At 46.5% G+C, this 25,911-nt stretch carries 23 protein-coding genes and 1 pseudogene; 19 read left to right on the top strand and 5 right to left on the bottom strand.

Features of this window, described 5'->3' with window-relative positions; all coding sequences use genetic code 11:
- Positions 1-40 precede the first annotated feature (40 nt).
- From LCY76_RS19945 to LCY76_RS19930, 4 genes are all read left to right on the top strand, one after another.
- A complete protein-coding gene (locus LCY76_RS19945) occupies positions 41-916 on the top strand; it encodes a LysR family transcriptional regulator (protein ID WP_248254088.1) in 876 nt (291 codons plus the stop codon).
- Between the two features lie 78 nt (positions 917-994).
- Positions 995-2,692 (top strand): ribulokinase, encoded by a 1,698-nt coding sequence (locus LCY76_RS19940; RefSeq protein ID WP_248254087.1) that lies wholly within the window; start codon positions 995-997, stop codon positions 2,690-2,692.
- Positions 2,693-2,941: 249 nt separating this feature from the next.
- Complete coding sequence (locus tag LCY76_RS19935; RefSeq protein ID WP_248254086.1) at positions 2,942-3,928, top strand: nuclease-related domain-containing protein; 987 nt, start codon at positions 2,942-2,944, stop codon at positions 3,926-3,928.
- A 62-nt stretch (positions 3,929-3,990) separates the two neighbouring features.
- Positions 3,991-4,761: an SDR family NAD(P)-dependent oxidoreductase gene (locus LCY76_RS19930; RefSeq protein ID WP_062237540.1), complete on the top strand. Its 771-nt coding sequence runs from the start codon at positions 3,991-3,993 to the stop codon at positions 4,759-4,761.
- 41 nt (positions 4,762-4,802) lie between these two features.
- Here LCY76_RS19930 and LCY76_RS19925 read toward each other — a convergent pair whose 3' ends face one another.
- Positions 4,803-5,576 carry a DeoR/GlpR family DNA-binding transcription regulator gene (locus tag LCY76_RS19925; RefSeq protein ID WP_248254731.1) on the bottom strand — a complete coding sequence of 258 codons (774 nt, stop codon included), beginning with the start codon at positions 5,574-5,576 and terminating at the stop codon, positions 4,803-4,805.
- 326 nt (positions 5,577-5,902) lie between these two features.
- Here LCY76_RS19925 and LCY76_RS19920 point away from each other — a divergent pair, with 326 nt between their 5' ends.
- From LCY76_RS19920 to glpX, 6 genes are all read left to right on the top strand, one after another.
- The gene (locus LCY76_RS19920; RefSeq protein ID WP_248254730.1) at positions 5,903-7,012 is read left to right on the top strand and encodes an MDR/zinc-dependent alcohol dehydrogenase-like family protein; all 1,110 of its coding nucleotides are present in this window, start codon (positions 5,903-5,905) and stop codon (positions 7,010-7,012) included.
- A 96-nt stretch (positions 7,013-7,108) separates the two neighbouring features.
- Positions 7,109-8,356: an MFS transporter gene (locus LCY76_RS19915; protein ID WP_062238009.1), complete on the top strand. Its 1,248-nt coding sequence runs from the start codon at positions 7,109-7,111 to the stop codon at positions 8,354-8,356.
- A 204-nt stretch (positions 8,357-8,560) separates the two neighbouring features.
- Positions 8,561-9,043 (top strand): ribose 5-phosphate isomerase B, encoded by a 483-nt coding sequence (gene rpiB / locus LCY76_RS19910; protein ID WP_248254085.1) that lies wholly within the window; start codon positions 8,561-8,563, stop codon positions 9,041-9,043.
- Positions 9,024-10,028, top strand: a complete 1,005-nt coding sequence (locus LCY76_RS19905; protein ID WP_248254084.1) for a dihydroxyacetone kinase subunit DhaK — start codon at positions 9,024-9,026, stop codon at positions 10,026-10,028. Before rpiB ends, LCY76_RS19905 begins: the two co-directional genes overlap by 20 nt.
- 12 nt (positions 10,029-10,040) lie before the next feature.
- Positions 10,041-10,691, top strand: coding sequence for a dihydroxyacetone kinase subunit DhaL (gene dhaL / locus LCY76_RS19900; protein WP_248254083.1), 651 nt, complete (start codon positions 10,041-10,043; stop codon positions 10,689-10,691).
- Positions 10,692-10,782: 91 nt separating this feature from the next.
- Complete coding sequence (gene glpX, locus LCY76_RS19895; RefSeq protein WP_248254082.1) at positions 10,783-11,748, top strand: class II fructose-bisphosphatase; 966 nt, start codon at positions 10,783-10,785, stop codon at positions 11,746-11,748.
- 138 nt (positions 11,749-11,886) lie between these two features.
- On the opposite strand, the gene LCY76_RS19890 is transcribed toward glpX, so the two are convergent.
- The gene (locus tag LCY76_RS19890; RefSeq protein ID WP_248254081.1) at positions 11,887-13,134 is read right to left on the bottom strand and encodes an ATP-binding protein; all 1,248 of its coding nucleotides are present in this window, start codon (positions 13,132-13,134) and stop codon (positions 11,887-11,889) included.
- Between the two features lie 258 nt (positions 13,135-13,392).
- On the opposite strand from LCY76_RS19890, the gene LCY76_RS19885 reads away from it, so the two are divergent.
- From LCY76_RS19885 to LCY76_RS19875, 3 genes are all read left to right on the top strand, one after another.
- Positions 13,393-14,829: an amino acid permease gene (locus tag LCY76_RS19885; RefSeq protein ID WP_248254080.1), complete on the top strand. Its 1,437-nt coding sequence runs from the start codon at positions 13,393-13,395 to the stop codon at positions 14,827-14,829.
- A gap of 117 nt (positions 14,830-14,946) precedes the next feature.
- On the top strand, positions 14,947-15,738 hold the full coding sequence (locus LCY76_RS19880) for a hypothetical protein (RefSeq protein ID WP_248254079.1): 792 nt from the start codon (positions 14,947-14,949) through the stop codon (positions 15,736-15,738).
- Positions 15,722-16,294, top strand: coding sequence for a hypothetical protein (locus tag LCY76_RS19875; protein WP_248254078.1), 573 nt, complete (start codon positions 15,722-15,724; stop codon positions 16,292-16,294). Before LCY76_RS19880 ends, LCY76_RS19875 begins: the two co-directional genes overlap by 17 nt.
- 135 nt (positions 16,295-16,429) lie before the next feature.
- Here the strand turns inward: LCY76_RS19875 and LCY76_RS19870 are convergent, their stop codons facing one another.
- Positions 16,430-18,196, bottom strand: coding sequence for an ABC transporter substrate-binding protein (locus LCY76_RS19870; protein WP_248254077.1), 1,767 nt, complete (start codon positions 18,194-18,196; stop codon positions 16,430-16,432).
- Between the two features lie 115 nt (positions 18,197-18,311).
- On the opposite strand from LCY76_RS19870, the pseudogene LCY76_RS24195 reads away from it, so the two are divergent.
- From LCY76_RS24195 to LCY76_RS19850, 3 genes and pseudogenes are all read left to right on the top strand, one after another.
- Positions 18,312-19,577: pseudogene (locus LCY76_RS24195) on the top strand (MDR family MFS transporter).
- Positions 19,578-19,656: 79 nt separating this feature from the next.
- Positions 19,657-20,073 carry a MarR family winged helix-turn-helix transcriptional regulator gene (locus tag LCY76_RS19855; RefSeq protein WP_082316118.1) on the top strand — a complete coding sequence of 139 codons (417 nt, stop codon included), beginning with the start codon at positions 19,657-19,659 and terminating at the stop codon, positions 20,071-20,073.
- Positions 20,057-20,407, top strand: a complete 351-nt coding sequence (locus LCY76_RS19850; RefSeq protein ID WP_248254074.1) for a DUF3147 family protein — start codon at positions 20,057-20,059, stop codon at positions 20,405-20,407. Before LCY76_RS19855 ends, LCY76_RS19850 begins: the two co-directional genes overlap by 17 nt.
- 1 nt (position 20,408) lies before the next feature.
- On the opposite strand, the gene LCY76_RS19845 is transcribed toward LCY76_RS19850, so the two are convergent.
- Positions 20,409-21,020 carry a flavin reductase family protein gene (locus tag LCY76_RS19845; protein ID WP_248254073.1) on the bottom strand — a complete coding sequence of 204 codons (612 nt, stop codon included), beginning with the start codon at positions 21,018-21,020 and terminating at the stop codon, positions 20,409-20,411.
- Positions 21,021-21,111: 91 nt separating this feature from the next.
- Here LCY76_RS19845 and LCY76_RS19840 point away from each other — a divergent pair, with 91 nt between their 5' ends.
- Genes LCY76_RS19840 through LCY76_RS19830 form a run of 3 tightly spaced genes read left to right on the top strand, consistent with a single transcriptional unit; the run spans position 21,112 to position 23,600 of the window.
- Positions 21,112-21,813, top strand: a complete 702-nt coding sequence (locus LCY76_RS19840; protein WP_419714958.1) for an ArsR/SmtB family transcription factor — start codon at positions 21,112-21,114, stop codon at positions 21,811-21,813.
- Complete coding sequence (locus LCY76_RS19835; protein ID WP_336606268.1) at positions 21,814-22,197, top strand: MmcQ/YjbR family DNA-binding protein; 384 nt, start codon at positions 21,814-21,816, stop codon at positions 22,195-22,197. It abuts the gene before it with no gap.
- Between the two features lie 26 nt (positions 22,198-22,223).
- Positions 22,224-23,600 (top strand): dipeptidase, encoded by a 1,377-nt coding sequence (locus LCY76_RS19830; protein ID WP_248254072.1) that lies wholly within the window; start codon positions 22,224-22,226, stop codon positions 23,598-23,600.
- Between the two features lie 143 nt (positions 23,601-23,743).
- Here LCY76_RS19830 and LCY76_RS19825 read toward each other — a convergent pair whose 3' ends face one another.
- Positions 23,744-25,285 (bottom strand): MDR family MFS transporter, encoded by a 1,542-nt coding sequence (locus tag LCY76_RS19825; RefSeq protein ID WP_248254071.1) that lies wholly within the window; start codon positions 25,283-25,285, stop codon positions 23,744-23,746.
- Between the last annotated feature and the right edge of the window lie 626 nt (positions 25,286-25,911).

The raw sequence follows: 25,911 nt of genomic DNA, 5'->3' as shown, positions 1-25,911 counted from the left end.
TAGGATTTAAACAGATGTTTAAAAACCGGAGGGAAAGACAGTGGATCAGGAACTGCATGTATTTGTGACGGTCGTGGAAAAAGCCAATTTTTCGCATGCGGCGGAAGTTTTGCATATCACCCAGCCGGCGGTGAGCCGTTATATCAAAAACTTAGAGAGTAAAATGAATGCGAAACTGCTTGAACGGAATAACAAGATGGTGCAGATGACGAAGGCTGGAGAAATTGTCTACCATCATGCCAAGGAAATCCTGTCGCTCTATGAAAAGATGAATGTGCTTGTCGCTGACTTAATGAGCCAGCCAAGCGGAAAGCTGAGCATCGGGGCCAGTTACACATTTGGTGAGTATATTCTGCCTCACATCATTGCTACGATCCGTGCGGAGTTCCCGCAGATCAACCCGTCCATCATGATCGGCAACACCCGCGAAATTGTTCACCAAGTGGCATCCCGGCATATCGATGTGGGAATCATTGAAGGAAAGATGACAGATGAGCACGTGGCGATGGAGCGTTTTTCTGTGGATAGTCTCGTGGTCGTTGTTTCAGCTGGACATCCGCTGGCTCAGAAGGAAGTGGTTTCGTTTTCTGATCTTGAGGATGAAACGTGGATCGTACGGGAGCAGGGGTCCGGAACGCGTGAAGCAACCGAGCAGATGTTTGCTGACCATCGATTTACTCCAGGTTCAGTGATGGAGTTCGGGAGCACGCAGATCATTAAAGAGTCGGTCGAGGCAGGGCTCGGTGTTTCGTTTCTCTCCACATGGACGATACGGAAGGAGCTTGCTTTAGGAACGCTTAAGGTCCTTGATCTGCCGGGCTTTCCGGTCCAGCGGCAGTTCACGCTCGTGACACAGGATACGGAATTTCAGACGAAGGCAATGGAAGTGTTTTTGAGGGTTTTGAAGCAGGGGTGAGATTAATTTTTTGTGCGTTTCCCGAAAAAGTGTAGTACTATTCTAAAAAAGAGCGATAGACCAAAGGAGGCTGCTGTTTTGCAGAAAAAATATGTTATCGGAATTGATTATGGAACGGAATCCGGGCGGGTTTTGCTTGTGGAAGCTGCTTCCGGTGAAGAGATTGCCACAAATGTTACCGCTTACAGACATGGTGTGATGGATGAGGAACTTCCTGGAGGTACAGCGCTTGAAGCAGACTGGGCCTTGCAGCATCCCGGGGATTATTTTGATGTTCTGCGTGAATCGGTGCCTGCTGTCCTTCAACAGGCTAAGGTAAGCGCAGAAGATGTTATCGGCCTCGGGATCGATTTTACTTCGTCTACGATTATGCCGCTAACTGAAGAGGGTGAACCGCTCTGCCTGCAGCCAGACTGGGAAGGTAATCCGCACAGCTGGGTCAAGCTATGGAAGCATCATGCCGCACAGTCAGAAGCGGACGAACTCACGAAACTTGCAGAAGAGAGGAACGAAGGTTTTCTGAAACGATATGGAGGAAAGGCTTCGTCAGAATGGATGTTTCCAAAAATATTGCAGATCTTGAGGGAGGCGCCTGACGTTTTTGAAGAAACGGATCTGTTTATGGAAGCGGGTGACTGGGTTACCTCACAGCTTGCCGGAAACATGGTCCGCAGCAGCAACACATGCGGTTATAAAGCCTTTTGGAATAAAGAAGAGGGTTATCCTTCCGCTGAATTTTTCAGCACGCTCGACATGCGCCTTGAAAACATTTTAGATACGAAAATGCGAGGGCCTGTTTTATCCATTGGAGAAAAAGCGGGAGAACTTACAGAAGAAATGGCAAGGCTTATAGGATTAGAACCCGGGATTGCTGTAGCGGTAGGGATTATTGACGCTCATGCAGGAGTTCCGGCAGTTGGCGCTGTAAACCCTGGCCAGCTTGTAATGGCAATGGGGACCTCAACTTGCCATATGCTGATTTCTGATGTGGAAGAACCGATTAAAGGTGTGTGCGGGATTGTAGAAGACGGCATTATTCCAGGCTGCATCAGCTACGAAACCGGGCAGGTTGCTGTCGGTGATTCCTTTGCCTGGTATGTTGACCAGGCTGTTCCCGATTATGTGAAAAAAGAAGCGGCCGATGCCGGAATGAACGTCCATCAATTACTGGAGAAGAAGGCAGCAGCCTGCAGGCCGGGTCAGTCCGGGCTTGTTGCACTGGACTGGTGGAATGGCAATCGCTCTGTTCTCGTCGATGCTCATTTGTCCGGGGCGATTGTTGGTCTGACACTGGCAACAAAACCGGAAGAAATCTACCGGGCTTTGTTGGAATCAACGGCTTTTGGCACAAAAAAGATCATTGAAAGTTTCGTTGATGCCGGCGTGGCTGTTGATGAAATCTTTGCCGTGGGCGGACTGCCTGAACGGAATCACCTGTTGATGCAGATCTATGCGGATGTGACGAACCGCGAGATTAAAATCGCCAACTCACGCCAGACGACCGCACTTGGCGCTGCGATGTATGCGGCAGTAGCGGCAGGGCGTGAGGCAGGAGGCTATGATTCTATTTTTGAAGCAGCTGACAAGATGGCAAGAGTGAAGGAAGAAACATTCAAGCCAATTCCTGAAAACGTGAGGCTGTATGAAGAGCTGTACCGCTATTATTTGGAGCTGCATGATTTTTTCGGACAGGAGAAGCGTGCGTTGATGCATGGGCTGAAGCGGCTGAAGAGCGGAGAGGCAGAAGAAGTGCTGCAAAATGGCGTCCCGCTTTGATGAGCGGGGCTTTTTTTGCGGGTGGATGTGGATGCGTTGTTTGGCATGTAACGTGCTGTGTTTGGCATGTAAGCTGCGAAAAGTCGCACGTAAACAAGGAAAAGTGGACAGTAAGTTCCTTTAAGTGGACAGAAAACCGACAAAACCCGCACGTAACCAAAATAACGCACCCCAATTATTTCACTCACCGTAGCAGGAATCGCTCTCAATCAACGGGAATAACTACCGAAAAGAAAGGAGAGTGATAATTTGATCATAAAAGAACGAGCATACCCGCAATATATAACCGCTTTGGAGGCATTATTGCGGCGAATTCCCCAAAATCATCCTAAACGGCGGGAAATTGAGCTGGATTATGCCAAAAGGCTGGCTGGTTATCGGGGCGAACAGGCGTTGGACTACCCGCTGGGCTTTTTGCAGGAAAAGGAGTTCAGCATTTTCCATGATCTTAGGCTTCCTGACCGAAAACGGCACTTTCAACTCGATACTCTCATACTTTCTCAACGTTTTGCTCTAATTTTGGAGGTGAAGAACATTGCAGGTACCCTCATTTTTGATGAAGACTTCAGACAATTGATCAGAATTTCCAATGAAAAAGAGGAGGCGTTCGCGGATCCAATACTTCAAGCTGAACTGCAAAAAGTACAGCTGCTCTCTTGGTTCTCACAACAAAAGCTGACTGCATTCCCCGTTGAAACCCTGGTTGTCATTAGCCATCCCAAAACAGTAATTAAAAACTCTCTTATGAAGCTATCCCCAGAATCCTCAAAAAAAGTAACCCAGAACAAAGACATTCCCTTCAGAATTGCAGCCTTCCAACGCCAATATACAAAAGAAATTCCCCAAAAAGAGATGAATAGAATTTCCCGTCAGCTACTCAAAGCCCACAGTCCTTTTACCCCTGACATTCTCTCGCTCTATGAAATTTCGCCCAATGAAATTCTAAACGGTGTGCACTGTCCAAACTGCAATCACTTACCGATGACAAGGTTTTACGGAAAGTGGTTTTGCACAAGCTGCTCCCATTCTTCTAAAGCGGCTTACCTTCCAGCACTAAACGATTATTTTGCCCTTTGCGGAAGCCGCATAACAAACCGCGAGTTGCGCAACTTTCTTAACATAGCCTCGCCTTCTATTGCAGCGAAAATCCTCCATTCTATGAATCTCCCATCTTCAGGAGGTTATCGAAACCGTTCCTACCATCTAACTTCAGAAAACGAAATAAAACAAAAATAAAATTGACAAAACAAAAGTAAATGATAGAATTCTACATAACTTTTAGTTTAGGGAGGATATGTATGGACTATCAGCAGCTTTTTAGTTTAAAAGGGAAGACAGCTCTTGTTACAGGCGGAGGAAGAGGATTGGGGAAAGCGATGGCTGAAGCGCTCGCGCAGGCAGGCGCGAACGTAGTGATCGCCGATATGGACGAGGGCACGGCAAAGCAGAGTGCTGAAGAACTCAAAGCTCATCAGGTAAAAACGCTGGGTCTTAAACTGGATGTGACCCTAGAGGATGAAGTGAAAAGCTGTATCAACGAAATTGTAAGCGATTTCGGTGCCATCGATATTCTTGTTAACAACGCGGGAATCTGCCAGAAGATCACGGTGGAAGAACAGAGTTTAGAAGATTGGAAGAAAACAATGGACGTGAACGTGAATGGTGTCTTTCTGCTTTCTAAATATGCGGGAAAGGTTATGAAAGAAAATGGAGGAGGCTCGGTTATTAATGTTGCTTCCATGTCGAGTTTTATCGCCAACACAGAAGCGCAGTGCGCGTACAATGCTTCAAAAGCGGCAGTAGCCATGATGACAAAGTGTCTTGCCTCTGAGTGGGCGCCTTATAATATCCGGGTGAACGCCATCGCGCCAGGCTATATGAAAACGGAGATGACGAAGCCAATCTTTGCGCCGGGAGGGGAACTCGCGCATGTGCTTGATCTTGTACCGATGAAGAGGCTGGGAGAACCGCATGAACTTGGCGGGTTAGCGATCTATTTGGCATCGGACGCTTCCACCTTTGCAACCGGATCGACCTTTATTGTCGATGGAGGTTATACCATTTGGTAATAAAATAAGCAGCCGACAAAATGTTGTCAGGCTGCTTTTCTTTATTCCGTTTCCACCGTTATCAATTCAACACCATGCTGCTCGAGAGCGGATTTATCGCTTTCGGCATCACTGCTGTCTGTAATGATGATGTCAAGGTCATCGAGAGCGGCGAAGGATGCGATGGAGTTCTTGTGTAATTTGGAGTGATCGAGCAAGGCTACTACTTTCTTGCTTGCCTTTACCATCGCTTTCTTCAGCTCGACTTCATAGACGCTGAAATCGGTAAGTCCCGATTCAATGGAGAACCCGTTGGCTGAGGTAAACAGCAGATCAATATTAATCTGGCTTAGAATGTTGACCCCGAGTGTTCCTTCGAGGGAGTGCGATCCTCGTTTTACGATGCCGCCCAATAAGATGACGGTAATGTCCGGATGTTCATTCAGCTCGAGAGCGGTGTTGATTCCGCTGGTCACAACAGTGAGCCTGATTTGCTTTTCCTTCAAGACACGGGCAAGTTCGAGGGCGGTGGAGCTGGCATCGAGCATGATGCACTGTCCGTTTTCGATCAATGCGGCGGCCTCTTTGGCGATCACTGACTTTTCGGTTTTGTTTTTCTTTTCACGGATGGAAAAGCTTGTCTCATTGTCATTTGACTCTGCCAAGACAGCACCGCCATGGGTCCGTTTCAGCAGTCCCTCTTCTTCCATGCGTGTTAGATCTGTGCGGAGGGTGGCTTCAGATACTTGAATCTCTTGGGCAAGTTCTTTGATGGAGACTCTCTGGCTTTCATTCAATCTATCAAGTATGGCTTTGCGTCGTTCTGGCACAAACATTTTTCCCAATAAAATCACCTACAAATCGATTAGTTATGTTTATCGTTTTGGTTGTTTTACTTTTATTATTCTATTACACCATCTTTCATAAACATTGTAAATCAATAATAAAACAAAATAAAACGAAAACAAAATACAAAAAATCCAAAAATTAATTGACTATTCAAACATAATGGTACTATAATAAACCCAATACCTCGCAATTACGAAAATAAACAATAAAAAAAGAAAGAATATAAAAATAAAAAGGAGGAAAGTGAGTTATTTTTTGAGAAAATGAAAGCGTTCTCTATAACTATCATACAAAGGGAGAGATATTGATGAGCATGAAGACGGTTGCTGAACAAGAGACGAAGAATGTGAGTATTCCGAAGACCATGAAGGCGGTTGTAGCATATGCGCCAGGAGATTACCGGTTTGAAACGGTTCCTGTTCCTGAGATCGGAGAAGGTGAGATTCTTGTAAAAGTGGAAGCGTGCGGAATTTGTGCCGGAGATTTAAAAGCGTTTGACGGTGCACCAAGCTTCTGGGGAGATGAAAAGCAGCCTGCCTATATTAAAGCTCCAATGATTCCTGGCCATGAATTTATCGGTCATGTAGTTGGTCTGGGTGAAGGGGTAACCGGGTTTGAGCTGGGCGAACGTGTGATTTCGGAACAGATCGTTCCTTGCTGGGATTGCCGCTTCTGTAATCGCGGACAATACTGGATGTGTGAAAAGCATGATCTCTACGGGTTTCAGAATAATGTAAACGGTGCCATGGCAGAATACATGAAATTTACGAAGGAAGCCATCAATTATAAAGTGCCTGAGGACCTCCCGATTGAAAAAGCTATCTTGATCGAACCGTATGCATGTTCTTTCCATGCTGTACAGCGTGCACAGATTCAGCTTGGTGATGTGGTAGTTCTTGCAGGGGCGGGAACACTTGGTCTTGGGATGATTGGTGCCATAAAGAAATCAGGCCCTGGGAAACTAATCGTGCTTGACCTTTTCGAAGAGCGTTTAGAGCTTGCCAAAAAGTTCGGAGCAGACATGGTGCTCAACCCGGCAAAGGATGACGTGGATGCCATTGTCAAAGAATTAACGGACGGTTATGGCTGTGACATTTATATTGAAGCAACAGGTGCACAGAAGTCGGTGGAGCAAGGACTGACCATGATCCGCAAGCTTGGACGTTTCGTAGAGTTTAGCGTATTTAAAGAGCCGGTAACAGTAGACTGGAGCATCATCAGTGATCGCAAAGAACTGGATGTGCTTGGTTCCCACCTCGGTCCATACTGCTACGAGCATGTGATTAAAGGAATATCCAACGGCGACCTTCCGACAGACGGTGTCGTGACGCATACACTGCCGCTGGAAGAATTCGAAAAGGGCTTCCAGCTTGTGAAAAACGGGGCAGAGTCCTTGAAGGTTGTGCTTGATCCGAATCTATAAAAACAATGGCTGCTGGTTGGAAGCTTGCAGCCTTCTTATTAAAAACCATCAGGCAAAGGAGGAATACAAGTGGATCGTCTTTTGGACAGAATCGGGATGGATCGGAAAATGGCTCTCGGTTATTTCGGAGTTTTGATTTTTATGATGGGTGACGGCCTTGAGTTAGGCTGGCTTTCTTCTTATTTAACAGACCATGGCTTGACGATGCAGGAATCCGCTCTTATTTTTAGTGTCTATGGCTTTGCCGTTGCGATAGCAGCGTGGCTGTCAGGCGTCCTGGCCGAAGTGCTCGGGCCGAGAAAGGCGATGATGCTGGGGCTGACGCTGTTTATAGCTGGTTCGGTAGTTTTCCTGACGTTCGGAATTACGAGCATGAATCTTGCTATTATGCTCCCAACCTATGCTTTACGGGGACTGGGATATCCGCTTTTCGCCTATTCTTTCCTCGTATGGGTGACTTATTATGCCCCGGCTGACAAGCTTGGAACAGCAGTAGGCTGGTTCTGGTTTGCTTTCAGCGGCGGATTAAACGTACTTGGCGCGTATTATTCAAGCTTTGCACTGCCGGTGCTGGGTGAAATGAAAACGTTATGGAGCGCACTTGTTTTCGTACTATTGGGAGCGACAGTAGCGATTTTTCTGAACAAAGACAAAGAACACAAAAAGAAATTTGAAAATAAAGGCGACGCTTTGAGATATCTATTAAAAGGCGTGACCATCGCATTTGAAAATCCGAAAATCGGTATGGGTGGAATCGTACGGACGATTAACACATCCGCTGCCTACGGTTTTGTCGTCTTCATGCCGGCGTTCATGATGGATCTTGGGTTTACTCGATCGGAGTGGCTGCAAATCTACGGCTCTCTCTGGACGAGCAACATCATCTTTAACCTTATTTTCGGCATTGTTGGTGACAAGCTGGGGTGGCGGAACACGGTCATGTGGTTTGGCGGCGTAGGCTGCGCAATTTTTACAGCAGCCTTCTATTATGTACCGCTCGCGGCCGGTCCTAATTACTTTGTGGCAACAGCAGTAGCTGCCTGCTATGGCGCATGTCTTGCAGGATTCGTACCCTTATCAGCACTAATTCCTTCGCTAGCTCCAGAAAACAGGGGTGCAGCGATGTCTATTCTTAACCTTGGAGCAGGACTGAGTACATTCGTCGGCCCGGCAATCGTAGGGGCTTTCATTGGAATGGTGGATACGGTAGGCATTATTTGGATCTACACAGGCTTGTATCTTGTGAGTGCTGTTCTAATGAAATTTGTCACTCTTTCCAAAGAGGAAGCGGAAGAAGCAGAACGGATCTCAATAGAGGAATTTAAAACAGCGCAAAAGGCATAAGAGAGTTTGGAATTTAAAAAGATGAAAAGAACGTCTTTTGCGAGGCGTTCTTCTTTTTACCCCAAAACACAAAACGAAAATAAATGAAAATAAATAACAATAAACAATTGACATAAAACGAAATAAATGAAAAAATAAACGAAAGAAAACAATAATTAGAAAATTTCGTTATAAAACTAAAATAGAGAGAAAGGGAGTTGTATAATGAGGATAGGATTGGGTTCTGACCATAATGCCTTTGATATGAAAGAAAGTCTTAAAAACTATATACAAGAGCTGGGCCACGAGGTAGTAGATTACGGCTGCCATTCGTGTTCTGAGGTCGATTATCCGGAAGTGGCGTTTGAGGTAGGAGAAGGAATCATTCAAAACAAACTGGACAGAGGAATCCTGTGCTGCGGAACAGGAATCGGAGTGGCGATCGCAGCAGGAAAAGTGCCAGGCATCCGGGCAGCCCTCTGCCATGATACGTATTCTGCAGAACGTGCCCAGAAAAGCAACAATGCTCAGGTGCTGACGATGGGATCGAAGGTTATCGGGATTGAGCTCGCCAAACAGGTGGTTAAAACCTATCTCGAATCTCATTTCTCAGGAGGAAATTCCGGAAGAAAAGTACAGCAGATCACAGATAAAGAACAAGAATTTCTGAAAGGGGATGCCGTTCATCATGAAAAAACTTATAAATAATCCGAATCATGTTGTAGAAGAAATGATTGATGGTTACGCAAAAGCCCATCCGCAGCATGTCAGAGTGCTGTCAGAAAACAGCCGCTCGATCGTAACGGCCCGGGAAACAGCAGATGGCAAAGTCGGCGTATTAATCGGCGGAGGATCTGGGCATGAACCTGCTTTTATGGGTTATGTCGGACCAGGAATGGCAGACGGGGTAGCGGTAGGAAACATTTTTGCTTCACCACCACCGGATCCGATTCTGGAAGCGACGAAGGCTATTGATAAAGGGGCAGGAGTCATTTATGTATACGGCAACTATGCCGGAGATCTGATGAACTTTGGGATGGCGGCTGAGCTGGCAGAATTGGAAGCTGACATTCAGGTCGGCAAAGTCATCGTCACCGATGACGTCGCATCCGCTCCGAAAGAGGAAAAGGAAAAACGAAGAGGTATTGCTGGAGAATTTTTCGTAACAAAGGTGGCCGGTGCGGCTTCTGAAAAAGGCTACAGCTTAGAGGATGTCGTCAGAGTCGCCAATAAAGCAAACGATCAAACCCGTACGATGGGAGTCGGACTTTCTCCTTGTTCTCTTCCTCAGACTGGAAAGCCTAGTTTTGAGCTTGAAGAAAATGAGATGGAAATCGGCCTCGGACACCATGGTGAGCCTGGAATAGAAAAAGGCGATCTGCAGCCGGCTGATCAAGTAGCAGACCGATTGGTTCACGATATTCTAGCCGATATGCCATTAGGTGAAGGGGAAAAAGTAGCTGTTCTTGTAAACGGCTTAGGTTCAACCACCAAGATGGAACTCTATATCGTTTTCCGCAGAGTGGAACAGATTTTAAATGAAAAAGGGATTCAGATCCACCGTTCTTTTGTAGGCGATTACAGTACGTCACTAGAGATGGGCGGCTGTTCGGTCACACTGATCAAGCTTGATGATGAACTTACAGAATTTGTGGATGCACCGGCAGATTGCCCGATGTATGTTCAACGATAAGGAGGAGACCACATGTCATTTACAGCGAAAGAATTGAAAGCCTTTTTACAGAGTGTTGTGGATACAGTCGAGGAAAATAAAGATTACTTATCCGAGCTTGACCGCAAATTGGGCGACGGAGACCATGGTGTCACGATGTCGATCGGCTGGCAGGCTGTTCAGGAAAAGCTCCAGGGTGAACTGCATGACGAAGAAAATTGCGGAAAGATCAGCATCACAGCAGGCCGTACGTTTTTAAGCGCGGTCGGTTCAACGGTCGGCCCTCTTTATGCGACAGGATTTTTGAGAGGCGGTAAGGAAGTTCAAGGCAAGACCGAACTTTCAGGGGAGGACCTATACAACTTCTGGAATGCTTTTATTGAAGGAATTAAAGAAAGAGGACAGGCGGAAGTCGGCGATAAAACAATGGTCGATACTCTTCAGCCGGCTCTGGGTACGCTGAAGCTGGAGTACGAAAAATCCGGGGACTTTACTGGCGCATTTACGAAAGCGGTTGCTTCGGCAAAAGAAGGCATGGAATCGACGAAAGATCTTCTTTCTAAAAAAGGGCGGTCCAGCCGGCTGGGAGAGCGGTCACTCGGCAACCAGGATCCGGGCGCCACTTCTTCCTACCTAATCTTATCCGCCTTTGAAAGCGTCATCACATCTGTACAAACCGTGTAATAACTATATGCCGGAGGGCCGCTGAACTGAAAACAACCAGGAAGGCGGCCCTCTTTTTCTATGTCCAAAATCTGAAGGGGAGGGATCATGCATGACTATGAGCTTGGATAAAAAAGAAGACATTCAGACGCTGGCGCTGGATTTTCTAGCAGTTGCCCAGCAGGCGGCCATTGCTTCTTACCCGTGGGTCGGCAAGGGGAAGAAAAACGAAGCTGACGGGGCAGGTACAGAAGCGATGCGCATCCGAATGAACACGATCGGGATGGATGGAACAATCGTTATCGGTGAGGGAGAACTGGATGAGGCACCGATGCTGTATATCGGAGAAAAGGTAGGTACAGGAGTTGGTCCTGCTGTGGACATTGCGGTCGATCCGGTGGAAGGCACGACCCTTATGTCTAAGGGCCAGGACAATTCCTTAACGGTCATTGCTGTTGCTGAACGCGGCCATTTGCTGCATGCGCCGGATATGTATATGAAGAAAATTGCGGTGGGACCAAAAGCAAAGGGGCGAATCAGCATTGAGGCTCCTTTGACGGAGAATATTTTGGCTGTTGCTGATGCATTGGGTAAAGATGTGAGTGAGGTTACGGTCATGATCCAAGACCGAACCCGCCATCATGATCTCATTCAGCAAGTGTTTGAAGTGGGAGCAAAAGTGAAGCTGTTTTCCGATGGAGATGTGACAGGAGCTATAGCTACAGGAATCGATGAGATTGACGTCGATCTGCTCGTGGGAACAGGCGGAGCGCCAGAGGGAGTAATAGCGGCTGCGGCTTTGCGAAGCCTGGGCGGTGATTTTCAGGCACAGCTGGTCTGCCAAAATGATGAAGAGTTTAATCGCTGTGTGACGATGGGATTGAGCGATCCGGGTAAAATCCTAAGAATGGATGATCTTGTGAAAAGTGATAGCTGTTTCTTTGTCGCGGCGGGCATCACGGACGGCATCCTCCTGAACGGTGTCCGCAAGAAGGAAGGCGGGGCTATGCTTACCCACTCGTTCATCACCATCGGAGGGAAAGGAAACTATTTTCAATTTATCGAGACTCGCCACTGAGATGGCGGGTTTTTTAATATAAGATCTGTTGGTCCATGTTGTTGATTTTTGGTAGGGGGGATTGAAGCGCCATCTGAAAAGCAGAAGGGTATAAGCTTTTTCCCATCTGCTTTTCTGGCGCTTCATTTGTTTCACAAATTAGGATTCGGGCTTAATGGGAAAGGTAAGTAAGAATACGGTTCCTTTCCCTACCTTGCTCTGGACCTTGATGGTTCCCCGCAGCGCGCGAACAATGCTGTAGACGACCATCATTCCGAGACCTGTGCCTCTTGATCCTTTTGTAGAATAATAAGGTTCGCCAAGGCGGTCAATCTGCTGTTTTGTCATGCCTACTCCTGAATCTTCAATTTTGACGATGGCATTTATGGGAGAAGCCGTGGATTCTATGGTCAGTACGCCACCGTTTGGCATCGACTCAATGGCATTTTTTACGATATTTAAAAAGCACTGCCGAATCTTTTGGCGGTCTCCATGAATGGAGGATACGGGTTCTAGTTTTTCTGTGATTTCTACTGAATATTGGTTAGCGAGCGGCTGAAGAATTTTAAGGACGTGATGAATTTCGTCGTGAAGGTAGATATCACTTAAGGCTACTAGAGATGGTTTGGAAAACGTCAGATAATCCTGTATAACTCGTTCAGCAGATTCCAGCTCACTTTTAATGAGGGTTAAATATTCCGTTTGTTTTTCCTGAGGGGCATCATTTTCCTGCAGCAATTGAACAAAGCCTATGGCAGTGGTCAGCGGGTTGCGGATTTCATGAGAAATGGCAGCCCCCATCTGTTCTACGGCTTCCAGTCTTTTGGTTCTAACGATATGTTCCTGCAGCACCAGATTTTTATCAATGAGCTCCATAAAATAAACAATCATTCCGGCACCTAATGGCGGAATAACCATATAGGCAAACCAGACATCAAGCAGCTCCTTGGAAGAGAACATCATCTGGGTAAATATCATGGTTAAAAAGCTGATGAGCAGCGTAAAGAGACTGGCCAAACCGACTCTGCGGTTAGAAGAAAGCTTAAGGAACCACGGTGAGAGGCGCCATAGGGATATTCCGAGCACTGCATAGAGCACAATATTTAAGAAAAAACCGCTGTCGAATCCGTAAAAGGCTCTTAAAAGAACAGCGATTAAACAAAAGAGTGGAGCATACCCTGTATAAAATCCAGCGATGATGACTGGTATATTGCGCAGATCCAGATACATACTGCTGCTGAGTTTATATGAAAACAGATAACAAATCACCAAGGACACAATGAAATAAGCATAGAACATCATTCGGTACCGCTGCTGTGCATGAAATCTTCCAGTCCCCAGCAGGCAAAAAAAGAGCAAAACAATGAGCAGTGAGAGGTTAAACCAGAAGTGCACAGTGATCTCCATCTGCATTTCACATCCTGTTAATTTTAGGTATATTTTACCTTTTAAAGATTTGTTAGTAAATAAAAATGAAGACTTTTTGCAATCAGGAAAGTGAGGTAAAATATACCAATCGAGTAAAATAGTTTGCCGGATTGACATTTTCTTTATCTATCTGATATATTAGCATGGTAAAGTAATAAACTATAAAACGGGTTTCAATATGAAACGCGGTGGTGAACAGCCATGCGTTTTTTTTATATTTAGAGGGGAAATGTTTATATGAATACAACGAATACAACGAAAAAATGGGGGTTCTGGCTTTTAGCAGCCTTCGTTATCGGAAATATGGTAGGTTCCGGCATTTTTATGCTGCCGAGTTCACTTGCTCAGACCGCGAGCCCGCTCGGGGTTACCATTGCTTGGCTAGTCACAGGCTTTGGTGTCATGATGATTGCGCTGATCTTCAGTAAGCTGTCGATCCGCCGTCCGGACTTAACCGCTGGACCGCAAAGCTATGCACGCGCGATGTTTAAATCAAAAAGCGCAGGGAATGTAGCAAGCTTTAGCATGGTATGGGGATACTGGATAGCCAACTGGATCAGCAATGTGGCGATGGTCACAAGCTTTGCTGGTTATCTTTCTGCGTTCTTACCCATTATGAAAGCACAGCATGTTGTTTTTTCTATAGGATCACAGGATATTCAACTCGGTAAAATCATTACGTTTGGAGTTTGTACGGTCTTGCTGTGGGGAATTCACTTTATTTTGGTGAGCAGCATGAACAGAGCTGGAAAATTGAATTTTATTGCAACAGCATCAAAGGTGGCCGGTTTTGCACTCTTTATTGTCGCAGCACTTTTTGCATTCCAGTCATCCAATTTCGGTGAATTCTATACACCTGTCGCTGATGAAGGCGGGACGCCACATGGACTGTTCAGCCAGGTGCAAATGGCGGCGATCTCTACGCTATGGGCGTTCATCGGTATTGAATCGGCCGTTATCTTATCAGGACGTGCGAAATCACAGCGGGATGTGAGCCGCGCTACGATCTTCGGACTCATTGTTGCTCTTGTGATTTACATGGCGATTACGCTTCTGACGATGGGAATCTTGCCTCAGGAAGTCTTAAAAGCTTCTGACAAGCCTTTCGTTGATGCCCTTTCTGCCATAATCGGCAGTGCAGGTGCAAATGTCATGGCTATTCTCGCACTCGTTTCCTTATTTGGGGCAACGATCGGCTGGATCCTTTTAAGCGCAGAGGTTCCTTATCAAGCAGCAAAATCGGGAACTTTTCCTGCGTATTTTGCAAAAGTGAACAAAAAAGGAAGCCCAACAAGATCTCTTACTGTTACAAATGTGATGTCACAGATTTTAATTTTCTCTACGATTTCAGGAACCATCAGTCAGGCGTATACGTTCCTGACGACAGCAGCTACGCTTGCTTATCTGATTCCTTATCTTGTTTCAGCAGCCTTTTTCCTGAAGCTCACCTTAAAAGGGGAAGCCATGGAAGGATCAAAAGGCTCGCGAGTCAAGGATGTCATCATTGCGGTATTAGCACTTATTTACTCCATATGGGTGATCAAAACGGGGACAGCTGATCTTAAGACGTTTGGCCTCGGAATCGGCTTGTTCCTTGCCGGCTTTATCATCTATCCGTTGATAAATAAGCAGCGTCGAAAAAGCGATGTATCCTCGGTTTCGGTGGAGAATTAAAATATATAAAAAAAAAATTAGACCAATCTGCTTAGCAGGTTGGTCTTTTTGATTTGGAAAATAATTCTATAAAAGACGGAAAAAGTTTGCTACATTAAAAGGAAAGGAGGGTTCGTTTTGTTAGCTGATATACATAACAAATTATCGACGACCGGAAGCAATTTATCTGACCGTTTGGAAGATTTATTGACAGGTAATTTCTTTGGCACCATCCGCTATTTGCCGTTTGAAGCCGCTCTGGGTCATATCCTGAAAAAGGCAAGATTTGAACAGGACGATGAACATGTGCAGTGGAGCAACCTTATTGAAAAAGAGAGAGGTTTTGACGCGGTGTTTGAGTTCTGGCCAAAACATCACGAGGGAGAAATTGATCTTCGGCTCCGGCTGGGCGGGACCTTTGCAGGGATTGAAGTAAAATACTTGAGCGGGTTGTCGTCTGAGGACGATGGAGATGCCGTGGATTTGCAGATTGATTACAAAGAAAGCAGAAACCAGCTTGCCCGTTATGCGAGAATGCTGGCTGAAATAAGCGAAGGAAAAACGGCTTACCTTATTTTTCTGGCACCGTTCGTCACGATGAAGAATGTACAAGAAGCCATTCGGAGCCGCTCTATTATTGAACCGGGTGTTCACCTTGGTTTTTTATCGTGGGAAGATGTGCTGGAGACGCTTAATGAGTTGTCACCTGGTGATCTTGATTTGGGGAGGAAGCAAATCGTTCAAGACATGCAGGAGCTTTTGCGGAGGAAAGGATTTGAACGCTTTACGGGGTTCACCCAAAATTTATTGGCGCAAGAAGTGTCAGATGAACATTATCAGTTTTCGCCGGAATCACTTAATAGCACGGTGAGCTGGAGTTGGAACACACAAACCCTAAAGGAGGAAGAGCACTATGTCTTCAACGCTTAAAACAAAAGGGGAAAATATAACGAATGCCGTTCAGGTTCTGCAGGAAACTTATAAAAGTTTGGACCTATTGTTTGCTGAACTGGACAGGGTAGGGAAGGAAGAAGGGTTTGTCAGTTTAACGCCGAGGTTTTTGCGCTGGAAGTCGGATGCTTATCCAGAGGGCTGGCTTACTACCAATTTTATTAAGCTTTATCAAAAAGAAACAGACTCTCCTTTGCCGCAATTGGATGAAGTGCGAGAAGGGACCTTATATGGCATTGAAGTTGAGCTTCAGCCTGAAATTGGATATCCTATCATATCACTTAATGAGTACAGTTATGATTTTACTTACTGGAACCGTCTTCCTTCCATTTCGGATCACTGGCTATATCATAATCCTTTTTATTTGGAAAACGAGTTCAATATAAACGAAGAAAACGGAAAATGGACGAGTGCACCATTAGACAAATACAAAAAAAGATACTGGGGACTGCTGAGTGCAACCGGCCAGGATTTCCCGCTTGCCGAAATTTCTTCACCTGAAGACATCCGCATCAAATTGTTCAGAAAGATTTAGCCATAACAGAAGTAATTTTACTCTTTCCACCTTCTCCTTCATTACTGGTAGAAGTTACAGACAGTGATGGGTATTGGCTAAAATAAAGAAAAAATAAATGAGAAATAGAAAAACCACGGAATCCGTGGTTTTTTGCTATTTAGTGCTCCCGACCTCAGGCTTCACCCACAGCTTCCGAAAATCCGCCCATCCAAAGTCATTCAGCCGAACACCCTTCAGCAATACAGGATAGTTCCACTCTTTGGCAATATGGTACATGTGGAGAAGGATCTTTTCGTCCTCCACATATTTTTCGATTTCCTCTAATATCAGATCCCGTTTCTCATAGCTTTCTTCCCCCGTGAACCGGGCTAAGTATTCATCCAGTATCTTAATTTGTTCTTCAGACAGCAGGGTGCGCATGCTTCTTTCACTTTTTATAAAGGAAAGGAAGCCGTATTGGGTATCCCTCTCAAGCACTTCGCCTTTGGAGAGGATCTCTGCGTCAAGGGGCTGCGGATCCAGCAGAGAATAAGGCGACAGCTCCACAGAAATACCTGCTTCCGAGAATCTTTTCTGCAGCCATTCCGCTTCCCTCAATCCCTCGCTCGTATAATCCAAATACTTAAAGGTAAGGGCCTCTCCCTGATAGGAGCTTTTGCTTAACAATGCAATGGCGCGATCCAATGATGTTGATGGATACGGTGAGAGCTGGCTGCGCTTGGGCCAAAGGCTGCTGGCCGGGCTGTTCCGCCGTCCGCCAAGCTCGGCAATCATTCGGTTCCGGTCGATGAGCTCATCGACCGCTAGACGGAAGTAGAGATCATGGTGAGGGCCTTCCTTTTGAAAATTAAAGACTAAATAGTGAGAGCCGTTGTTGTTCACCTTCATGTGGCGGTTTTCTGTCGCCTCACTGCCAGGCAGCTCATAGTGGACAATCCGGTCAGCGTTCAGTTCCACGAACCACAGCTCCACTCGGTCGAGCAGTGCCCGTCCGTTGAAGTGCTCATCAAATGCTTCCAGAATAAACACCTTATCGCTATACTGTATCACTTTGAACGGCCCGGTCCCGATGAGTTCTTTGCCCGTAATGATCGGAACATCATGCGGCACAATCGGCGCGTGGTAGGAGCTGAGGTAATGCAAAAAGAACACATTCGGCCGTTTTAAAATAATCCTCACTGCGTAATCATTGAATGTTTGGATGGATTGGATCTCGGAAAACAGGTGGCGGTAAGGTGATTGCACCGAGGGATCCTGCAGCCGGTCCAGCGTATATTTTACATCTTGGGCAGTAAGGATCCTGCCGTGATGAAACCGCACGCTTTTCCGTAAATAAAAGGTCCATTCCGTTTTATCAGGATTGACGTCCCAATGGTGGGCAAGGTGCGGCTCGAACTTCCCGGTCACTGAGTTGTAGTTCACGAGCGTATCAAAGATCTGCCGTACAAAATGTGCTTCTGCTGCTGTATAGGAATGAGCGGGATCAAGGGCGGCAAGCGGGCGCCTCATCGGAATCTTCAGCAGGTCGACTGAGCTTGAGATGGTCTGTTTAACCTGAAGGCCGAAGTTGTCCTGAATTCGGGCTTGAAGCTTTTTCGCCAAGTGTTCAGGCAGAAGCGGCCGGTTCAGAAATTCTGCGGCTTCTGTAATTTGGTTCTTCGCCAGCAGTTTTGCAAAGTGAGCCTCAACCGCTTCTTCCAGGCTGTAATGAAAAAGGACCTTTGAACGGTTGCCGCGGCCTTTTCCAGGAATCCACGTGAGCCATTTTTCCTCGCCCATCCGTTTTAAGAGAAGGTTGACGTTTCGTTTTGTACAGTAGAATAAGGTTTCCAGCTGGCTGACGGTGACTTCTGCCGGGGTTTCGTCGATCTTTTCGGGATGCTGCAGATGCAGGGTGATGTAGTAATCAAGGATTTCCATTCCGGTTTCCTCCATAAAAGGTGAAATTCTTTTCTGGATTTTACACTTTTTCTTCCCCTTTTACTAGAGGAAAATAAACAGCAGATAGAAGAAATGGTAAAAGGAGGGAGAATCTATGTTTCGGGATTTGCATCCTAATATAAAGATAAGGATTATTACATCATTTATGACACGTGTGGTCGGAACGATGATTTTTCCGTTTATGGCGATCTACTTGTCTGCCAAGCTCGGGCAGGCGCTTGCGGGAATCATCCTGCTGATCAACGTGTTCGTATCCATCCTGGTCGGATTTTACGGAGGCTATGTGTCGGACCGGGTCGGGCGGAAAAAGGTGATGGTCGTTGGCCAGCTGATTACGGTCGTGGCGTTCGTGTTCATGACAGCAGCCAATTCCCCGTGGTACGATTCAGCTTGTCTCACTTCGTTCATGATGCTCATACAAAGCATCAGCTCGGGGCTGATGAATCCGGCAGCTGAGGCGATGCTGATCGACGTCAGTACGAAGGAAAACCGGAAGTTCATGTACAGCATCAACTATTGGGCCGTGAACCTGTCGATTGCGCTCGGTTCCATTGTCGGAGGATTCCTGTTTAAGTCTCACCGGTTTGAGCTGTTCATTGCCATAACTCTTGTCAGCATCTTCACGCTTTATCTGGTGGCGTATGTGATGAAAGAATCCTACACCCAGACGGCTGTTCCGCAAAAAGTGAATGTGTTCAAGGATATGGCAGGCAACTACTAAACGGTCATGAAAGATAAAATGTTTTTATGGTTCTGTTTAGCATCCACACTGATCGTGAGTATTGAATTTCAAACAGGGAATTATATTTCCGTACGTCTTGAGGAAGAATTCACGTCCCGGCTTGTAACATTCGGCGATCTGTTTTCCTACCATCTTGACGGTCTGCGGATGATCAGCTGGATCCGGACGTTCAATACGGTGCTTGTGGTTGCAGGAACGGTTCTTGTCACACGCTGGATGAGCCGGTATTCGGACCAGAAAGTCATCTATACTGGCTTCTGGATGTATGCTGCAGGCTATGCGGTACTGGGCTACAGCAATTCAGCGGGATTGCTGCTCGTTTCCATCTTTATCGCAACAATGGGAGAGCTCATGTACGTTCCGGTCAAACAGTCCATGATGGCTGATATCGTAAATGACGATGCACGGAGTTCCTATATGGCTGTGCATGGCTTAACCTTTCAGATGGCAAAAATCCTGGGAGCTGCGGGAATCACGATCGGTTCCTTCGTTCCTTCCTGGGGCATGGCATTATCCTATCTCTTGTCCGGAATGCTCGGAATCTACTGTTTTACAAAAGTAACGGGGCCGCTGAACAAGGCGGTTAAAAAGGAAACGAAAAAAGTGGCAGCAATATAAAAGAAGGAGGCGTTTAATGTGCGCCTCCTTCTTGATAAAATATGTATCGTATTGTACGATATAAAAAGAGGTGAAGAGGATGAATGTTCAATTCATAAATGAGATATGGACCGATCTGTACTATTTATTGCATTACAAACACGAAGAACGGTTGACCCACCAAAATGTGAGATGCATGCAGGCGGTGAAAAAGAATAAGGATGCCACGGTTGCCTTTTTGGCAGATGTCCTGCAGATTACGCATCATTCCGCATCCGAACATGTGAAGCGGCTGATCGATAAAGGCTATGCTCAAAAAGAACGATCAGCGACGGATAAGAGAGCGGTATATGTGAAGCTGACCGGGTTAGGAGAGGAAGTACTCAAACGGAACACCGAACTGGACGAAGAAAAACTGCAGAACGTTCTGGGCCGTTTGAGCAAAAAAGAGCAACAAGAGATTTTGGACGCGTTTGAGAAGCTAAGAACGGAGGCAAAGCATGTATACAGTCGTTAAAATTACAATTTCGGCGCTGGTGATCGGTATGATTACCGCCCTTGCCAAACATTCCCCCCGTTATGGAGGAATTATCGCGGCTCTTCCGCTGGTCAGCTTGTTAAGTCTGTTTTGGCTCTATACACAAGGAGAGCGGACCGATCACCTGAGCCAGTTTTTATATGGTGTTCTGTACGGGCTGCCGAGCACCATCGTCTTGATTTTTGTTGTCGCTTTTTCACTTAAGCATTCCATGCCTTTTTTTCTGTCGATTGTACTCGGAATCGGCGGATGGGGGTTGTGTTTGGTCCTTCAAAAATTCCTTCTTTCAGGGGCCCTATTGAATCTGCGGTAGTTTACGTCTCCGAACGATATGTTTTTCCAAGCTCTTCCCCAAGACTGAAGTAGTGGCGGAAATTATAGATTAAAGGATTCCATTTAGCAGGATCGATGTGATTTTCCCCCTTGATGATGCCGGTGTGGGCATGAACGCTGACAGCCTGGGTCTCCACAATCGCAAAGAACGGTGAGTACTCGGGAATCCGGATCTGCTTTACTTCGGCTTCAATCTGCAGAGGGCATTCTGCGATTCTATCTGGCTGGACTGAAGTGGATGAAGTGGAAGTGAAACCTGCTGCTTCAAACTTATCTTTTTTGTAGGTGAAGCCAAGCTCTTGTTTGTATGGTGGAACCGGATCTTTTCCTGTATAAGGAGCAAGTCTTTCAACTTGTTCCCAAAGCGAGGCGTCCGGTATATTCAGCACACATTCCGGTGTTCTCTCCAGATTTTCTATGGCTTTTCCGCCGAGTCCGATGCCTAATAGGATACAGTTGCCGAGTGCCCAGGAGGACGATATGGGGCTGATGTTGACCGTGCGATCCTCATTTAATGTGGTCAGCAGAACGACAGGTGTACCGTAGTATAAAATTTTCGGTGTGATGCTTGAGGTGTTTGGCAGAGTCTTCATTTGTATTCTCCTTTTGTTGGATTCGGATCCAGTATAAAGGAGGAATTCTTCGATGTTCATCGAAGTATGGATGTAAAAGGAGGCGATGAGATTGATGGTACAATCGAATGTGGCTGAAATTGCTTCTATCGTAAGCGAATCTTCACGCGCGGCCATATTAACGGTCTTGATGGACGGCCGATTTCATACGGCGAGCGAACTGGCCTGCATGGCCGGCATCAAACCGCAGACAGCAAGCTTTCACCTGTCAAAAATGCAGGAGGCCGGTGTGATCGCACAGGAAAAACAAGGAAGGCACCGCTATTATGGCATTCATAACCAAGAGGTCGCGAAAGTAATGGAGTCTTTTCTTTTGATTGCCCCTCCTGTCAAAATCAAATCACTGAAACAGTCCTTACAGGACAAGGCGATGAGGTTTGCGAGAACGTGCTATGACCATCTGGCGGGCAGCGTCGGAGTTCAGCTGACCGATGCATTGCTGGATGCCGGTGTTCTGCGTGAGGATCACGAGAACTTCAGTGTTACTGAAAAGGGAGAGGGATTTTTCAGTGAGTTGGGCATTTCCCTTGAAAGGGTTAGCAAAAAACGCCGCTCCTTCTCTCATCGGTGTTTGGACTGGAGCGAACGGCGCCATCATCTGGCTGGTGCGCTTGGCCAAGCGCTGCTGGAACGGCTGCTTGAGCTGGGCTGGATACAGCGCGTACCACAAATCCGTGCGGTAAAGATTACGGAAGAGGGGAAAAAAGGACTGAAGGAAACGTTCGGAATGGACCTTTTAAAGGAGGGTACGTGAGTGGCAAGCCATAAAGAAATCGTTTCAGAGACAGGCAAGCAGATGCTTCAGCAGGTCCGGGGAATTTGTATAGGTTTTCCGGAAGTCACGGAGCATGTCGACGGTTTTGGCCATACGTCGTTCCGTGTGAAGGACAAGCCCTTCGTCATCATGGGAGAGAATGAACAGGGCACTTCATTGGCGATAAAAACACTGCCGGAAACACAGGAAATACTTCTTCAAGAGGAGCGGTTTTTCAGACCCGCATACATCGGCCAGCACGGCTGGACCTCGATCTACCATTCAGGCGGAATGAACTGGAAAGAGATTCATAGCCTGATTCTTGAAGCCTATCAGCGGACGGCGCCTAAGCGGTTGGTAAAATTGCTGGAAAAAAACCAATAATTCGAAGAGGGAAGGAAGTACATACCATGAACGAAAAAATAGAAGTGTACCTTGCAAGCAACAGGGATACCCATTTGAGCCAGCTGAAAGATTTTCTTGCCATTCCGAGCATCTCGACGCAGACAGAGCACAAGGGAGATATGGAAAAAGCAGCGGAATGGACCGCAGAATCCTTGCGCCAGCTGGGCATGGATAATGTAAAGGTATATGAGACAAAAGGACACCCGGTCGTGTATGGGGAATGGCTTAAGGCAGAAGGAAAGCCGACTGCCCTCATCTATGGCCATTATGATGTCCAGCCTGTCGACCCGGTCGAGCTATGGAACAGCCCGCCGTTCTCAGCGGAGATTCGTGAGGAAAAGCTCTATGCCCGTGGGGCGAGTGATGATAAAGGCCAGACCTTTATGCACTTGAAAGCGCTGGAAGCTTTTTTAGAAACAACAGGTACCTTGCCGTTGAACTTCAAGTTCTGTATTGAAGGCGAGGAAGAGATGGGAAGCCCCAACCTGCCTGCTTTTGCGGAGGAACACAAGGAATTGTTTGCTGCTGACCTGATCGTGGTTTCGGATACAGGCATGATCGAAAAAGGAAAGCCGGCCATCACTTACGGACTTAGAGGATTGTGCGGCCTACAGATTGACTTGAAGGGACCGAGCGGGGACGTTCACTCCGGACTTTATGGCGGGGCGATTCAGAATCCGATTCATGCACTCGTTAAAATCGTTGACTCCTTCCATAGTAAGGACGGACATATTTTGGTGGATGGTTTCTATGATGATGTTTTGACTGTGACTCAGCAGGAGAAGGAAGAGTTTGCTTCCCTTCAGTTTAATGAGGAGGAAGTGAAGAAGGAATTAGGTGTGAATGAGTTATACGGTGAAGAAGGCTACTCTTACCTTGAGCGCACATGGACCCGTCCGACTCTTGAGGTGAACGGGATCTATGGCGGCTATCAGGGCGGAGGTTTGAAAACCGTACTGCCGTCAGAAGCCCATGCGAAAATTTCGTGCCGCCTTGTACCGAATCAGGATCCTGATAAGATTGTTGAACAGCTCAAACAGCATATCACGAAGCACCTCCCAGCTGGAGTTGAAGTAGAAATGTCTCGTTTTGATCAAGGCCATCCTTACTTGACGCCGATCGATCATCCTTATGTTCAGGCAGCAGGTGAGGCTTATGAAAAAGTGTATGATGTGAAGACTTCCTATATAAGAAGCGGCGGTTCCATTCCGATCATCGCAACCTTTAAACAGTTGTTTAACCTGCCGATCGTATTGATGGGATTCGGCCTGCCGAATGAAAACTTCCACGCACCAAATGAGCACTTCCACCTTGAGAATTTTGATAAAGGGATGCGCGTTCTGTGCCATTACTGGGAAGATGTCGCGAAAATAGAGCTGTAAGAGAGAGTATAGTACCTAGGCTGGTGTTGAGCCTGGTTTTTTTCGTAGGTTTGGAGCAGGCGGAATCGGGCAGCAGGCAAAAACAATCGTCCTCCAATAAAGAAACGGACTCCCTGTAAAAGGAGTCCGTTTCTTTAAATCTATCAACTTGCGGTGACTTCTTCTTTCGCTTCCGTTTTCTGTGCGCGGTTGCCCATCACATACCGGTCGCCGCCGACGAACAGGGCGACGATGAACCCAATGGCACAAGCGGTTAATGCGAGATAAAATCCGTGATGCAGAGCTTTTTCAACAGCATCTCTCAAAAAGGTGACGACTTGAGGAGGCAGCTGAATGTTTTTTTGCATCAAAATTTCCGGTTTAGCCATTTGCTCCGCTTTATCTGCTGGGAGGTGAGAGGACGCTGCAAATTCCTTCATTTTGTCTTTTAAATCGTTATTAACGATCGTAGCGGTAATGGCTGCTCCCATAACACCTCCGATGCTTCGCCAGAAGCCGACGACCGAAGAGGCGATCCCAATGTATTTACTATCTACAGACTGAGCAACCGCATTTTGTGAAGTACTCATAAGAGGCCCAAGAACGAGAAGGCCGAGTGCGATCATCACACCTGTTACGACCCAGTTGGCCGTATCATGGGTAATGGTGCCGAGCAAGTATGCTTCGATCACTCCGACACCCATCGAAAAAGCCATGATCGTGCGGAATCGTAATTTGGTACAAAGGAAACCGGCTGTAATAGCCCCAACCATGATCGGAAACATCATCGGCGTCAGTACGCTGTTCGAGTTTTCGTTCCCGATGACCGCCACAGAAAGAATAGGCAAGTAGGTGATGGCCGAGAACATGATCGCACCTTGGCAAAACACGACGATGCTTGTTCCGAGGACCATTTTATTTTTAAAGATGGAAAGCGGAAGGATCGGTTCCTGCGCTTTTCGTTCTACCAATAGGAATAGCGCAATGGATACTGCGGCTCCGGAAAACAGTCCGATGATCTGTGCTGAATCCCATGCATAATCTTTTCCTCCCCACTCCAGTCCAAGCAGAAGCAGGACGGTAGAGGAAACGAGCAGCAATGTTCCTAAGTAATCAACCTTAGGTTTAAAGTCAGATTTGGATTCTTTTAGAGCGATGGCCAGCGTAACAATCGATAGCAAACCAAAAGGAACGTTCACGTAAAAGCACCATCTCCAGCCTAATAAGGAAGACTCGGAAATCCATGTGCCGATCTGCGGCCCGAGAACAGAGGAGATTCCAAAGATTCCTGCGAAAATTCCCGACATCTTAGCTGCTTGCTTCGGATCGGTTGAGACGGAGTAGATAATAGTAAAGGAAATAGGAAATATCGCTCCTGATCCGACACCCTGGATGACACGGTAAAAAATCAGCTGGTCAATGTTCTGAGCCGTTCCGCAGAGCGCGGATCCAATCAGAAACAGGCTGATCCCAATCAAATAAAACAACTTGCGTCCAAACAAATCACTCATTTTTCCGAAAACGAGCATTGTACTGGTCGCTGCCAGCATATAAGCTGTGAAAATCCAGCTCATTTTGTCAAAGCCGCCAATGTCTTTGATAACTTGACTAATGCTGGCTGAAACAATGGTGTTATCCAACGAAGACATGAATAGCCCCAATGCCATCGCCAAAACAACAAATCCCATTCTTTTGTCTTGAGCCATATCCTCACCACTTCCCCTTTATATTCAATAAATACCATTAATTAGAATACCATCATCATGGAGGGCTGAACAGTTAAATTTTTATAAAGCTCTATTCTAACAAATTGTTGCATGGAGAAGATTTTTTATAAAAAGTCTTCATTGACAAGTTGATTGGAGTGCAAGGTGCGAGACTCCAGCGGGACAGGTGAGACACGTAGGCGCTTGCGCCGAGGGGCTCAGCGCACGCCCCGCGGAAAGCGAGCCTCCTGAAGCGGAAATCAACCACTCAAGAGCAACAAAGGTTACGACAACAGCCTTTTATAAAGAAAAATAAGCCTCAAGTACAGGCATTCCTTTGAAATCATCATAGTTTACATGGGGGTGATAAATTTGTTGCGAATTAGATGCAGCGATGCGCGAAAACAGCAGGAATTGCGTAAACCGATAACCGTTATTACGTTTGGTGGTAAAGGTTGCTCAGGCTGTTCACGTTAAGAAGAAAGATTGATGGTGTCGATTATTTTCCGGGAAATATGAGGTGATCTGTCGTTTAGATTCAACGTTTGGCGGATAAACATAAATGTAGGCGATGGAAAAATAAATGTAGACATAGATTGCAACCATCTGCGACATGTTTTTTAACA

The organism is Fictibacillus marinisediminis, assembly GCF_023149135.1.
Lineage (GTDB): Bacteria > Bacillota > Bacilli > Bacillales > Fictibacillaceae > Fictibacillus_C > Fictibacillus_C marinisediminis.
This window is presented reverse-complemented; position numbering and strand designations above follow the sequence as displayed.